This window comes from Nonomuraea sp. NPDC004186 (assembly GCF_053603495.1).
This window is the reverse complement of record NZ_JBSGFQ010000032.1, coordinates 77636-91074: the sequence shown is the minus strand read 5'-3', so window position 1 is coordinate 91074 and position 13439 is coordinate 77636. Positions and strand designations below refer to the sequence as shown.

The window sequence follows — 13439 nt, the reverse complement described above, 5'->3', positions numbered from 1 at the left end:
TGACCTCGGGATACTGCTGCGTCACCGATTTGCGCAGCATGTGGCGAAGGGTGATGGACAGCCCCTTTGCCAGTCCGACTCCTGGTATCCGCCCCATGCTTCAATATCATGACGCAATTGGTCCCGCAGGCAAATGAGTGGGGACAGGGTCCCCGGTTTTCCACAGCCGTCCACAGGTTGACGGGGAGTTATCCACAAGCTGTGTGCATGCCCGGTATGAACCGTGCCGGGGCGATAGTCTCTCGGCCATGCAGCAGAGCCATCAGGTCCGTCCCGGTGGCGGGGCGTGGGCGGCCGCCGTCGTCTGGGCCTGCCTGCCCCTGTTCACGTGCGGGCTGGCGACCCCGTTCACCATCGGGTTCGCCGCGTTCTGGCTGCGGAGCATCTGGCAGGTCTTCGCGGCGTCCGCCTACCTGGTCTGCATCGGGTCGTTCGTGATCTCGGCGCTGGCGTACGACACCTTCGAAGACATTCCGCAGCCGCTGTCCGTGCTGGTCTCGTTGGGGCTGTTCGTCAGCTGGCTCGGCGGGGCCATTCACTCGGGAATCCTGGTGCCGACCATGGTGCGGGCGCGGCTCCGGGGGCCGGTGCATCCGACGCACACGAATCTGCACCAGAGGACGACCTCGCCCTCCCATCAGCATGGGCATCGGGAGCCCGGCCCCTATCAGGGGCGTCCCGGCCCTGCTGAGGCACACCGGCCGCGTCCCGCCTCCGCCGAGACGCACCGGCCGCGTCCCACCTCGGCCGAGACGCACCAGCGGCGTACCGACTCCGCCGACACCCATCCGCCGCGTCCCGGACGTGGCGAAAACTACCGGCGGCGTACGACCGAGCCCGAGTCGCGCCCGCGGCGCCCCGGAGAGCCTGAGTGGATCGGGCACTATCGGGTGCTCCAGTCGCTCGGGCGTGGTGGGCAGGGGGCGGTTTACCTGGCCATGGCGCCCAACGGGACGCGGGTGGCCGTGAAGGTGCTGCACGATCTCGTCGATGAGATGGCGCGGGCCAGGTTCGCGCGGGAGGTCGACGCGGCGCGGCGGGTGGCGACGTTTTCCACAGCCCGTGTGCTCGACGTGAACATCTCCGGGCAGCACGCCTACATTGTCAGCGAATACGTGGAGGGGCCCTCGCTGGAGCAGCTCGTCAAGAAACACGGGCCGCGTGACGAGGACAGTCTGACCAGGCTGGCGTTATCCACAGCCGGAGCGTTGGCGGCTATCCACAAGGCGGGGATCGTGCATCGTGACTTCAAGCCGAGCAATGTGCTGATCGGGAACGACGGGCCTCGGGTGATCGACTTCGGGATCGCCCGGGCACTGGATCAGGTGACGATGACGTCGGGGAAGATGGTCGGGACGCCGCCGTACATGTCGCCTGAGCAGCTGACCGGGGAGGCTGTGGGGCCGGCTTCCGATGTGTTCAGCTGGGGTGTGACGATCATGTTCGCGGCTACGGGGCGGCCTGCCTTCGGGGAGGACACCGTGCCTGCTGTGTTCAACCGCGTGCTCACGCTGCATCCGGACCTGTCGCCGCTATCGCCTGCTTTACGGGGAGTTGTGGGGTCTTGTCTTAACAAGCGGCCTGAGGATCGGCCTTCGGCGTCTGATGTGATGCTGGCGATCGTGCACTGAGTTGTTGCTGCCCAGAGCGGCCTCCTGGTCGTGGGAGGGATGGGTTGCGGTGTGACGCGCTTGGCGGCTTGGGCGGGCGTGCTGAGTGAGCAGTTGGGGTTGATCTGCCGGTGTTCTCGGCGCTGTTGGCCGCTGCCGCCTCTGGCCCGGGTGCGTTGGCGTCGTTGATCTCCCGGCGCGCCTTCGACATGGGCAGGCGCTGGGGGTCCGGGGGTGCTGACGTCGTTGATCGCGCGGCGTGCCTTCGACATGGGCAGGCGCTGCTGGGCCGGGGGTGTTGGCGCTGTTGTTGACGTCGTTGATGGTGATTAGCACCCAGGCTGGTTGGGCGCCGCCGAACCGGGCGGATCCTCAACCGGGCAGGCCGTTCAACCGGGCCGTTCAACCGGGCAGGCCGTTCAACCGGTTGGGCTCCGGGCGTGTTGTCAGTGTGGGTGGCTGATCGCGGGTGTCCGCCAACGGGAGTTGGTTAGGGCGTGCGGGTGGTCGCTGCTGTTCTTTCCGCGGCTGTTCCGGGGTTGTCACGGGTTGGCTTCTTTGGTGGCTCTGGTGAGGTTGAGGTACTCCTCGCGCGAGATGCGGTGTACGGCGAGGGAGAGGTTGTGGCGTTTGGTGAAGGCGTGGGCGTGTTCGGGGAGCCAGCGGCCCGGGAGGTGGTGGAGGGGGCTGCCGGTTACGTCGAGGATGAAGAGGCCGGTGAGGCTGTCGTACTGATAGAGGAGCAGGCTGAAGGCTTCGCGCGGGGATGCGCCGATTCGCCGGGTGGCCGTGACCTCCGTGCCATGGAAGATCTGGAGCGTTCCGGAGGAGTTTGCTTTGAGGTCCGGTCCGCGGCCCGCTGAGGGCAGGAGGGTGCCTCTGCGCGCCCGCCAGCGGGTTATTCGTCCGAAGACGGGACGTAACACCAGCAGTGCGGGGCTGAAGGCGACCATCAGCCATTTGGATTCGAACATTTCCAGGAGGAACCGGCCCATTGACGAGACAGCGCGCCAGGCAGCCCACATTCCCAGAGACGCGAGGTAAGCCATGACGGCCAAGCCTGCGATTCCCGCGCAAATGGCAACCGGCTTGTGCCATTTGCGCGGGAACAACGGTCGGAGGCCGCGTAAACGTTGCCAGCCGGGGGCGCGGCTTGCCAGGACCGCGCGTACACGGGCCGGAGGGTGGGAGCGGGCGTCCAGCAATGGGATGCCTGCCCTGTGCGCGAAAAGCTCCAGGTCGGGCTTGTGCCACTCGCCCGGCAGGTCGAGCAGGACCAGGCCGTCCGCGTCCAGGGCCGCTATGCCTTGCACGGGTTGGAGCTTGCCGGTTTTGGTGGTGATCTGCTCGCAGTTGTAGTGGTAGAGGCTCGCAGGTGTCACGCGTACGGAATGGTCTGAAGCAACGTCGGTGACGACCAACGTTCGGTCGTGTGATGTCAGAACGGTTTCCGGGCGGAGTTCGCCCTTTGTCGCGCCTGAGATCGGGACGAGATGGTCCATAGTCATACCCCCAAAGGCCCCCTGCCCAGGTACGACGAATAAAGCGAACCTAAAGTTTCTGCTCTAGACGAGAACCTTGATGATGCCGGTCAGGGCCAGTTGGCCAAGGGCCAGGGGGACCAGGATGGCCCAGGCGAGCTTTTGCAGCTGGTCCTCGCGCAGCCGGGGGAACGTGACGCGCAGCCAGATCACCACGAACGACAGCGCGAAGACCTTGATCAGAGTCCACAGCCAGCCGGGGAGGAACGGGCCGTGCCAGCCGCCCAGGAACAGAACGGTGGTCAGGAACGACAGGACCACGATCCCGACGTACTCGGCGAGCATGAACAGCGCGAAGCGCATGCCTGTGTACTCGGTCATCGGGCCCATGATGATCTCGGACTCGGCGATCGGCATGTCGAACGGGGGGCGGCGCAGTTCGGCGAGTCCCGCCAGGAAGAAGACGACGCCGCCGACGGCCTGCCACGGCAGCCACCACCATTGCCACGCCTCGACGATGCCGGGGATCGACAGCGTGCCCGCGGCCATGGCGACGGAGGAGGCCGCCAGGACCAGCGGCAGCTCGTACGACATGAGCTGGGCGGCCGAACGCATCCCGCCGAGCACCGAGTATTTGTTGGCCGAGGCCCACCCGGCCATGATCGAGCCGAGGACGCCGATGCCCATGACGGCGAGGACGAAGAAGAGGCCGAGGTCGAGGTTCACGGCCACGCGGTCCCGGTCGATGGGGATGGCGATCAGTACGACGAGGTACGGGACGAGCGCCACGCCGGGGGCGATCATGAAAATGCGGCGGTCGGCCGCGGCCGGGATGACGTCCTCCTTCTGCGCGAACTTCACCCCGTCGGCGATGAGCTGCGCCCAACCGTGGAAACGACCCGCGTACATGGGGCCCAACCGCGACTGCATGTGAGCCATGACCTTGTGCTCGGTCTGGCCGACGATCAGCGGTAGAACCAGGAACACGATGAGGATGACGGCGAAGCTCAACACCACTTCAAGCATCGGGCGGCCCCCAGTCGGCTGGAACTCCTGGCGGAAGTGTCTTGCGGCGGCTCGGTGCGCCATGTCCCGATTCGCCGGGCTCCTTGGCGCCGGGCCACGGCTTGGCCACGCGGGCGGCGAGAATGAAATCCTTGCGGAGCGGGTGGCCCTCGAACCCGTCGGGCAGGAGGAGGGGCACGAGGTAGGGGTGATCGTCGAAGATCACGCCGAACATCTCGTACGTCTCGCGCTCGTGCCAGTTCGCGCCCCGGTAGACGCCTACCGCGGTGGGGAGGTGGGGGTCTTCGCGGGGTACGCGGGTGCGGAGGAGCAGGCGTGCTCCGGCGGTCAGGTTGTAGACGTGGGCCACGACGAGGAAGGCCTCCGGCGGGTCGTCCACGCCGGTCAGCCAGTCGAAGAACGCGTAGCCGAGGTCGTCTCGGACGAACGTCAGGAGCTCGATCCAGTCGGCGGGGGTCACGTCGATGGTGGTGTCGCCGTAGGACTCGGAGATCTCGGCACGGTCCCCGAACCGGGCCTCCACCTGGGTGAGACCGCCAGGGAGGCCAGTGGTGTCGGGGGGTTGACGCGGTGTCGACCGCTGGGTGCCGTCGTCCGTCGGTTGTGTGGACGGGCGGGTTTCGGGCCGCTCGGACGGCTGTGTGGGCGGACGAGTCCCTGGCTGTTTGGACGGGCGGGTTTCGGGCCCCTCGGACGGCTGTGTGGGTGGGCGGGTTTCGGGCCGCTCGGGTGGCTGCTGGTCGTGGGGGTTGGAGGCGTTCGAGGGGTCGGGGGTGTTGTCCGGTCGGTCCGGGGTTCCCTCGGTGGTCACGCGTCCTCCCCATGGGAGCGGGACCATACGTACCGGTCGCTGAGCTTCTCGTCGGCGATCTTCTCTTGGAGCTTCATGATCCCGTACAGGAGAGCCTCAGGGCGGGGCGGGCAGCCGGGGACGTACACGTCGACGGGGATGATCTGGTCCACGCCGTTGGTCACGCAGTAGGAGTCCCAGTAGGGGCCGCCGGAGTTGGAGCAGGCGCCGAACGAGATCACGTATTTGGGGTCGGGCATCTGCTCGTAGAGGCGCTTGACGGCCGGGGCCATCTTGTCGGTGACCGTGCCGGAGACGATCATCAGGTCGGCCTGGCGCGGGCCGTTCGCGAACGGGATCACGCCGAACCTGATGAAGTCGTGCCTGCTCATCGAGGTCGCGATGAACTCGATAGCGCAGCAGGCCAGCCCGAAGTTGAACACCCAAAGCGAGTAGCGCCGGCCCCAGTTGAGCACGAAGCGCATCGGCTTGGGCGCCAACCTGGAGATCGGGCCCACGGTGGGCATCGGGAGGTCTGTTGCTGCCATGTTGACCATTCTTGCGCGGATCGCAGGTCAGGCAAAGGAATCTTCGGTTGGGGGGTGGTTGGGGACTTCTTGGGATCGGTAAGCGGTGAGAGGAGGCGCGGCGAGCGGGGCGAGCATGGCGGGGCGAGCATGGCGGGGCGGGGCGGGCATGGCGCAGGCAGGAACTCAGGCGCGGGTGGGAACTCAGGGGGGCAGAGGCGAGGGTGAGGGCGAAGGCGAGGCGCAGGCGAAAGCGAGGTGCAGGCGAAGGCGCGGGGCGAAGGCGGAGGTGAAGACGAGTCGGGGGTGGAGGTGAGGGTGTGGCGAAGGCGAGATTGAAGGCGAAGCTGAGGGTGCAGGTGAAGGCGCGGCGCAGGTGAAGGCGTGGCGCGGGTGAAGGCGTGGCGCGGGTGAAGGCGTGGCGCGGGTGAAGGCGCGGGCGGGTGGGTTAGGTCCAGGTGAGTACGCGTTTGCGCCAGGCGTACAGGATGCCGAGGGCGATGAAGCCCAGGAAGACGAACATCTCCACGAGCGTCGTCAACCCATAGCCAGGCGTGTCGAAGATCGTGGCCCAGGGGAACAGGAAGACGGCGTCCACCGCGAACACCACATACAGGTAAGTGAAGACGTAGTAGCGGACCTGCGACTGCGCCCACCCCTCCCCGACCGGGTCGACCCCGCACTCGTACGTGGTCAGTTTCTCCGGAGTCGGGCGGGTCGGGCGGAGGAGGCGGTTGGCCATCAGGGCGCCGGCCACGATGGCGACGCCGATGGCGAGCAGTGCGGCGACGAGCACGTAGGACCCGAAGTAGCCCTCCATGAGTGAGATCGTAACCCGGAACCCCCCTCACGAACCTGGTCAAAGTTCAGGAATCCGCCACAAACCCCGGCCCAGAAGGCATCAGCGCCCGCCAGGTACCCGCGCCGGTCAAAGGCTCGGTGGTGATCACGTCAAGACGGGGTAAATAGTAAGATCAGCAACATACCCTGACATTCATGCACAAATTGCGATTCTTTTCCGGAATCGCTCTGCTGGCCCTCTCGGCGACCGCCTGCGATCTGGCGGCCGTCACCCCCGAGAGGGAGGTCGTGGTCCCGGCAGAGCCGACGATGATCGACTTTGTCGACCCGGCGGCCGTTGCCGGCCTGTCCACCAGGACGCTCACCGACGACCACTACACCGGCAGCCGATATGTGCACATCAGCTACCCCGAGTTCCAGAACGCCCCCGCGCTCAACCGCGCCCTGCGCGCCGAGGCCGAGCGGAGGTGGCGGGACTTCGGCGGGCGGACCAAAGGCCGCGCCGCCTCCTCGCGGCCCGAGCTGAACGTGGACTGGCAGCTCGCCGCCGCCTCCCCCCAGGCGATCGCGGTACGGCTGCGGACAGGCGAGTTCCAGGGCGCGGGCTGGGCCTACTCCACGCGTACGTACTGGTTCGACCGGCGCAGCGGCAAGGTGGCGGAGTCGGCCGGGCTGCTCGACGGCGAGCACGCCCTGCGGCAGCTCGCCCAGCTGGTGCGGGAGCAGTTCAAGGGGCGCGGGTCGCAGGTCGAGCGGGAAGAGGTCAGCGCCGGAGGCGACCGGTTCGACTCGATGGCGTTCAACCGGGGCGGGGACCTGGTGGTCGAGTTCGACGACTGCCAGATCGGGCCGTGCTCGCTGGGGCGGCTGGCCGTGGCGATCCCGGCGGAGCGGGTACGTCCGCTGCTGTCCGAGTTCGGGCGGCGGGTGCAGGACAGCGTGCGGGAGGCGGCCAGGAGGGCTCCGGTCCGGCGGCCCGAAACGGCGCCCACGGAGAGCCCGCAGGCCGCCAGCAACCGGGCGGGGACCGTGGACTGCGCCAAGGCCAAGTGCGTGGCGCTGACGTTCGACGACGGCCCCGGGCCCTATACCGCCAAATTGCTGGACATCTTGCGGAAAGGCCACGCGAGGGCGACGTTCTTCGTGGTCGGCTCCAACGCCGCCGCCCAGCCCGCGCTGGTCAAGAGGATGAGCGCCGAAGGGCACCTCGTCGGCAACCACACGTGGGACCACAAGGACCTCTCGAAACAGGCGACGAGCCGGATCACCGACTCGCTCGCGCGCACTGAAGATGCCGTCTCGACCGCCATCGGGCAGCGGCCGGCGCTCGCGCGCACGCCGTACGGGACCGCGAGCCAGGCCGTGCGCGACGTCGCGGCCGAACTGGGGCTGGCCCTGGTCGACTGGGACATCGACGTCAAGGATCTGTTCGCAGATAAAGCGGGCGACATCGCGGACCTTGCCGTGCGCAAGGCGCATCCAGGTGCGATCATTCTCATGCACGACATCCACCGGGAAACGGTTGACGCGGTTCCGGACATCCTCAAACGGCTGCGCGGGAAGGGTTACAGCTTCGTCACCGTTCCTGAGTTGTACGGCTCGGCAGGGATGCAGGCCGGACACCTGTACCGGTCGGGGAGCGAGCTGCCGGGTAAGCGCCCCCTGACGTAGGACACGTATTGGGGGGACGTATAGTTGGCGCTCGTGACCCGAACCGTTCTGTACGCCCGCCTGCATGTGGACCTCTGCAGGCTCGCGTCCGGGCTGTGTCGTCGTTCTCCCACCTCACCCTGACTTCGACCGCGTTTACCCGCTATGCGCGGGATGCAAACGCGTGACCTTCCGAGGATCTAGCATGGATACAGAGAACGCGCCCCGGGCAACCGCGCCTCGGGCGTCGAGGAGGACTGAGCCGTGACCCAGCGCAGCGAGGGCACAAACGATGAGCACAGTCGAGTTTCGTTCACAGCACTGACGAGGGAGGCGCTGTGAACAAGCAGGTCCAGCAACTCGACCGCGTGATCATCAGATTCGCCGGAGACTCCGGCGACGGCATGCAGCTCACCGGCGACCGCTTCACCGCGGGCACGGCGGAGTTCGGCAACGACCTGTCGACGCTCCCCAACTTCCCCGCCGAGATCCGTGCACCCGCAGGCACCTTGCCGGGTGTGTCGAGCTTCCAGCTCCACTTCGCCGACCACGACATTCTCACGCCCGGCGACGCGCCGAACGTGCTCGTGGCCATGAACCCGGCCGCTCTCAAGGCCAACCTGGGCGACCTGCCCAGAGGCGCGGACATCATCGCCAACATCGACGAGTTCACCAAGCGCAACCTGCAGAAGGTCGGCTACGACGCCAACCCGCTGGAGGACGACTCGCTCAGCGAGTGGCGCGTGCACGCGGTGCCGCTGACCTCGCTCACCGTCAAGGCCCTCGAGGGCTTCGAGCTGTCCAAGAAGGACGCCGAGCGGTCGAAGAACATGTTCGCGCTGGGCCTGCTCAGCTGGCTCTACCACCGGCCGACCGAGCACACCATCAAGTTCCTCGAGCAGAAGTTCGCGAAGAAGCCGGACATCGCCAAGGCCAACATCGCCGCCTTCCAGGCGGGCTGGAACTACGGCGAGACCACCGAGTCCTTCTCCGTCTCGTACGAGGTCAAGCCCGCCCAGCTCGCCCCCGGCGTCTATCGCAACATCTCCGGCAACCAGGCCCTCGCGTACGGCCTGATCGCCGCCAGCGTGCAGTCCAAGCTCCCGCTGTTCCTGGGCTCCTACCCGATCACCCCGGCCAGCGACATCCTGCACGAGCTGAGCAAGCACAAGCGGTTCGGTATCCGCACCTTCCAGGCGGAGGACGAGATCGCGGGCGTCGGCGCGGCGCTCGGGGCCGCGTTCGGCGGGGCGCTCGGCGTGACCACCACGTCCGGTCCGGGTGTGGCGCTGAAGGCCGAGACCGTCGGCCTGGCGGTCACCACGGAGCTGCCGCTGCTCATCGTGGACGTGCAGCGCGCGGGGCCGAGCACCGGCATGCCGACCAAGACCGAGCAGACCGACCTGCTCATGGCCATGTTCGGCCGCAACGGCGAGTCCCCGGTGCCGATCGTGGCGCCGATGTCGCCGAGCGACTGCTTCGACGCCGCGATCGAGGCCGCCAGGATCGCGGTCAAGTACCGCACCCCGGTCATGCTGCTCTCGGACGGCTACCTGGCCAACGGCTCGGAGCCCTGGCGCCTGCCCGAAGTTTCCGACTTGCCGGACATTTCGCAGCCCTTCACCGAGGCCCCCAACGGCGCCGACGGCGAGTTCCTGCCGTACAAGCGTGACACCGAGACGCTGGCCCGCCCGTGGGCCATCCCCGGCACGGCCGGCCTCGAGCACCGCATCGGCGGCATCGAGAAGGCCGACGGCACCGGCAACATCTCGTACGACCCGAACAACCACGACCTGATGGTTCGCACGCGTGCCGCGAAGATCGCCGGCATCGACGTGCCGGAGCTGGCGGTCGACGACCCCGACGGCGACGCGAAGGTGCTGGTCATCGGCTGGGGCTCGACGTACGGGCCGATCGCCGCGGCCGTCCGCCGGATCAGGCGGAACGGCGGCAAGGTCGCCCAGGCCCACCTGCGCCACCTCAACCCGCTGCCGGCCAACACCGGCGAGGTGCTCAAGAGCTACGACAAGGTGCTGCTGCCCGAGATCAACCTCGGCCAGCTCGCGCTGCTGCTGCGGGCCCGCTACCTCGTCGACGTGATCAGCTACAACCGTGTGCGCGGGCTCCCGTTCAAGGCCGAGGAGCTGGCCGGAGTCATCCAGGACGTGATCGACAGTGACTGAGCTCGTTAACGGGAAGGGCCTGTCGCTCATCCCCAAGACCGACGTCAAGCAGACCCTGAAGGACTTCAAGTCCGACCAGGAGGTCCGCTGGTGCCCCGGCTGCGGCGACTACGCCATCCTGGCCGCGGTGCAGAGCTTCCTGCCGGAGCTGGGGCTCAAGCGCGAGAACATCGTGTTCGTGTCGGGCATCGGCTGCTCGTCGCGGTTCCCGTACTACCTCAACACGTACGGTTTCCACTCGATCCACGGTCGCGCGCCCGCCATCGCGACGGGGCTGGCCGCCTCCCGGCCCGACCTGTCGGTGTGGGTGATCACCGGTGACGGCGACGCGCTGTCGATCGGCGGCAACCACCTGATCCACGCGCTGCGCCGCAACGTCAACCTGAACATCCTGCTGTTCAACAACCGGATCTACGGGCTGACCAAGGGCCAGTACTCGCCCACCTCCGAGGTCGGCAAGATCACCAAGTCGACGCCGATGGGCTCGCTGGACAAGCCGTTCAACCCGATCTCGCTGGCCCTCGGCGCCGAGGCGTCGTTCGTGGCCCGCACCATCGACTCCGACCGCAAGCACCTGCAGTCGGTGCTGCGCGAGGCCACCGCGCACCGCGGAACGTCGCTGGTGGAGATCTACCAGAACTGCAACATCTTCAACGACAACGCCTTCGAGCAGCTCAAGGACCCCGAGGTCCGCGACGACATCACGCTGCGCCTGGAGCACGGGCAGCCGATCGTGAGCGCCTCCAAGGCCGTCGTGCGGGCGGCCAACGGCGGCATCGAGGTGGTGGCGCGCGACGGCGTGAGCGAGGACCAGATCCTCGTGCACGACGCGCACGCTCCCGACCCCTCGGTGGCCTTCGCGCTCAGCAGGCTGGACGAGCCGGCGTTCGAGCACGTGCCGATCGGCATCTTCCGCCAGATCGACCGGCCGGCGTACGACGTGCTGATGGCCGAGCAGCTCGAGGAGGCCGTGGCGCAGAAGGGCCCCGGCGACCTGAGCGACCTGCTCCTTGGTGGAGACACCTGGCGCATCGGCTAGTTGATGATTAGATGGAGCCGTCGGCCCGAACGGCTCCATCTTCCACGGAGGTCAATCCACGATGTCGTATTGGCCGGAGACCGTGGTGCTGGTGACAGGGGCGGCCGGATTCATCGGCTCACATCTGGTGACGCGCTTACGAGCGCTCGGCGCTCAGGTGCACGCCGTCAGCCGCCGCCCCCAGCAGGCTCGCCATGGCGAGACCTGGCACGTGGCGAGCCTGAGCGACGCCGACGCGACGACGCGGCTCTTCCGGTCGGTACGGCCGACGCTCCTGTTCCACCTCGCCGGTGAGGTCACCGGGTCGAGAGGTGACGAGGTCCTGCGCGCCACCCTGGAGAGCAACGTCATCGGCGGGGTCAACGTGCTGGCCGCCGCGCACGAACGCGGCATCAGGACCGTCTTCACCGGCTCCATCGAGGAGCCGCGCCCGGGCAACGACCAGGCCCCGCCGTCGTCGGCGTACGCGATGTCCAAATGGGCCGCCACCGGCTACGCGCAGCTCTACCACCGGCTCTGGGACCTGCCCGTCACCGTCCTGCGCCCCAGCATGGTCTACGGGCCCGCCCAGCCCGACACCACCAAGCTCGTGCCGTACGTGACGCTCTGCCTCCTGCGGGGCCAGCACCCCCGGCTCACCAAGGCCACCAAGCTCGCCGACTGGATCTATGTCGACGATGTCGTCGACGCGTTCGTCCTGGCGGGCGAATCAGACAAAGCCATCGGACACACGCTGGATATCGGCACCGGCGTCAAGACCCCGGCGCACGAGGTCGTCGAGCGGATTTATCGGATCACCGGCACGAGCACGCGACCCGAATTCGGCGCCACCCCCGATCGCCCGCACGATATTACGCAGGTCGGCGACATAGCACCGGCCGCGGACCGGCTCGGCTGGCGTCCTGTCACGGAATTGGACGAAGGGTTGCGCCGAACTGTCGATTGGTATGCGTCGCAAGAATGTCACAAAGAATCGCACGCTCAGCCGGGCCCGGGATAATTCTGGGAGCATAGAGGTACTTGTCTGGCCGGAGGAGCGCCTTTATGAGCCGTCTTAATGCCCTGCGCAGCCGTTTCGTGGACGCTCCGGACTCGCTGGGGGCCAAGGCACGGGCGCGAAGGTGGCAGTGGTTCGCCGACCGGTTCCCCGACCTCGACCAGATGAGCGTGCTCGACCTCGGCGGCACGGCCGGGGCCTGGATGCGCGCCCCGGTCAGGCCGGCCCACGTCCACATCGTCAACCTCGAGCAGCCGCCCGCCGACCTGCCGGGATGGCTGCGGGCCGATGTCGCCGACGCCTGCGACCTACCGGCGTCGATCCGTGGCACGCGCTACGACCTCGTCTTCTCCAACGCGGTCATCGAACACGTCGGCGGGCACCAGCGCCGGCAGCGGTTCGCCGACACCGTGCACGAGATGGCCGACCGGCACTGGGTGCAGACGCCCTACCGCTATTTCCCGGTCGAGCCGCACTTCCTGTTCCCGGGGTTCCAGTTCCTGCCGCTCGCCGCGCGGACGACGATCCTGCGCCGCTGGCCGCTCGTCCACACCCCGACCTCCGACCGCGACGCCGCCCGGATGATCGCCATGGAGGTCGAGCTGCTCAGCGTGACCGAGATGCGGCACTACTTCCCCAAGTCCCAGATCCGCTTCGAGCGGCTGGCCGGGCTGGTGAAGTCGGTCATCGCGATCCGCACCTAGTCCGCGGCCAGCACGCTCGCGCCGCCGCTCTCCCAGGTGTTGCCCTTCCAGACGTTGCCGGGCCCGTTGGAGTCCCAGTACGACACCGGGCCGGCGGAGCCGCCCTTCGGCCACACCTTGCGGCTGAAGACGTTGTCGATCACCTTGATGTTCGAGGACAGGCCCTTCCGGCCGGCGCCCGCGTAGAGCGACCAGCCGCCCCCGGCCAGCAGGTTGCCCTGCACGGTGACGTTGCGGGTCACGCCGAAGTCCTGGAAGAGCGCGATCGCGCCCGTCTGGTCGAGCGTGTTGATCACGGTGTTGCGCCGGATGATCAGCTCGGTGCCGGCGGCGGCGGTGCCCGTTGACATGATCATGTCGGTGTGGTCGCCGGAGTAGTACTTCGGGTCGTGCACGTACGAGTCCTCGACCAGGCCCTGGTCGGTGAGGATGCCGTTGGAGATCGTGTGGATGTCCACCCGGCGCACCGTGATCATCTTGCCCTGGTTGAGGATGCCGAACTGGGTCCGCTGCTTGCCGTTGCCGAAGATCTCGCTGTCCTCGACCTTGAGGCCAGAGAAGCCCTCGCGCTGGAGGATGCCCCAGTAGTCGGTCTGACCGCGCACCCGGGTGTTGCGGATGGTCACGTTGT

Annotated in this window: 13 protein-coding genes; 7 read left to right on the top strand and 6 right to left on the bottom strand. The window is 67.6% G+C overall.

Annotated elements, in window-relative coordinates; all coding sequences use genetic code 11:
• The first annotated feature begins 203 nt into the window (after positions 1–203).
• A complete protein-coding gene (locus ACWEPL_RS25630) occupies positions 204–1631 on the top strand; it encodes a protein kinase domain-containing protein (RefSeq protein WP_452437640.1) in 1428 nt (475 codons plus the stop codon).
• 521 nt (positions 1632–2152) lie between these two features.
• Here the strand turns inward: ACWEPL_RS25630 and ACWEPL_RS25625 are convergent.
• The 5 genes from ACWEPL_RS25625 to ACWEPL_RS25605 form a co-directional block, all read right to left on the bottom strand.
• Positions 2153–3112 (bottom strand): hypothetical protein, encoded by a 960-nt coding sequence (locus ACWEPL_RS25625; RefSeq protein WP_363981250.1) that lies wholly within the window; start codon positions 3110–3112, stop codon positions 2153–2155.
• A gap of 63 nt (positions 3113–3175) precedes the next feature.
• The gene (gene nuoH / locus ACWEPL_RS25620; RefSeq protein WP_363981248.1) at positions 3176–4117 is read right to left on the bottom strand and encodes an NADH-quinone oxidoreductase subunit NuoH; all 942 of its coding nucleotides are present in this window, start codon (positions 4115–4117) and stop codon (positions 3176–3178) included.
• The gene (locus tag ACWEPL_RS25615; protein ID WP_452437639.1) at positions 4110–4640 is read right to left on the bottom strand and encodes an NADH-quinone oxidoreductase subunit C; all 531 of its coding nucleotides are present in this window, start codon (positions 4638–4640) and stop codon (positions 4110–4112) included. Before ACWEPL_RS25615 ends, nuoH begins: the two co-directional genes overlap by 8 nt.
• A gap of 284 nt (positions 4641–4924) precedes the next feature.
• Complete coding sequence (locus ACWEPL_RS25610) at positions 4925–5455, bottom strand: NADH-quinone oxidoreductase subunit B (RefSeq protein WP_192789552.1); 531 nt, start codon at positions 5453–5455, stop codon at positions 4925–4927.
• Positions 5456–5882: 427 nt separating this feature from the next.
• Positions 5883–6254: an NADH-quinone oxidoreductase subunit A gene (locus tag ACWEPL_RS25605; protein ID WP_350733559.1), complete on the bottom strand. Its 372-nt coding sequence runs from the start codon at positions 6252–6254 to the stop codon at positions 5883–5885.
• 176 nt (positions 6255–6430) lie between these two features.
• Between ACWEPL_RS25605 and ACWEPL_RS25600 the strand changes: the two genes are divergently transcribed.
• From ACWEPL_RS25600 to ACWEPL_RS25575, 6 genes are all read left to right on the top strand, one after another.
• The gene (locus ACWEPL_RS25600) at positions 6431–7906 is read left to right on the top strand and encodes a polysaccharide deacetylase family protein (RefSeq protein ID WP_452437638.1); all 1476 of its coding nucleotides are present in this window, start codon (positions 6431–6433) and stop codon (positions 7904–7906) included.
• Between the two features lie 33 nt (positions 7907–7939).
• Positions 7940–8029, top strand: coding sequence for a putative leader peptide (locus tag ACWEPL_RS25595; RefSeq protein ID WP_350733556.1), 90 nt, complete (start codon positions 7940–7942; stop codon positions 8027–8029).
• A 194-nt stretch (positions 8030–8223) separates the two neighbouring features.
• Positions 8224–10068, top strand: coding sequence for a 2-oxoacid:acceptor oxidoreductase subunit alpha (locus ACWEPL_RS25590; RefSeq protein WP_363981239.1), 1845 nt, complete (start codon positions 8224–8226; stop codon positions 10066–10068).
• A complete protein-coding gene (locus ACWEPL_RS25585; protein ID WP_350733553.1) occupies positions 10061–11107 on the top strand; it encodes a 2-oxoacid:ferredoxin oxidoreductase subunit beta in 1047 nt (348 codons plus the stop codon). Before ACWEPL_RS25590 ends, ACWEPL_RS25585 begins: the two co-directional genes overlap by 8 nt.
• Positions 11108–11168: 61 nt before the next feature.
• Positions 11169–12107, top strand: a complete 939-nt coding sequence (locus tag ACWEPL_RS25580; protein WP_363981236.1) for an NAD-dependent epimerase/dehydratase family protein — start codon at positions 11169–11171, stop codon at positions 12105–12107.
• Positions 12108–12151: 44 nt separating this feature from the next.
• Positions 12152–12808 carry a class I SAM-dependent methyltransferase gene (locus ACWEPL_RS25575; RefSeq protein WP_363981233.1) on the top strand — a complete coding sequence of 219 codons (657 nt, stop codon included), beginning with the start codon at positions 12152–12154 and terminating at the stop codon, positions 12806–12808.
• Here the strand turns inward: ACWEPL_RS25575 and ACWEPL_RS25570 are convergent.
• Positions 12805–13434: a hypothetical protein gene (locus ACWEPL_RS25570; protein ID WP_350733548.1), complete on the bottom strand. Its 630-nt coding sequence runs from the start codon at positions 13432–13434 to the stop codon at positions 12805–12807. The two genes, ACWEPL_RS25575 and ACWEPL_RS25570, sit on opposite strands and share 4 nt — an antisense overlap.
• Positions 13435–13439 lie beyond the last annotated feature (5 nt).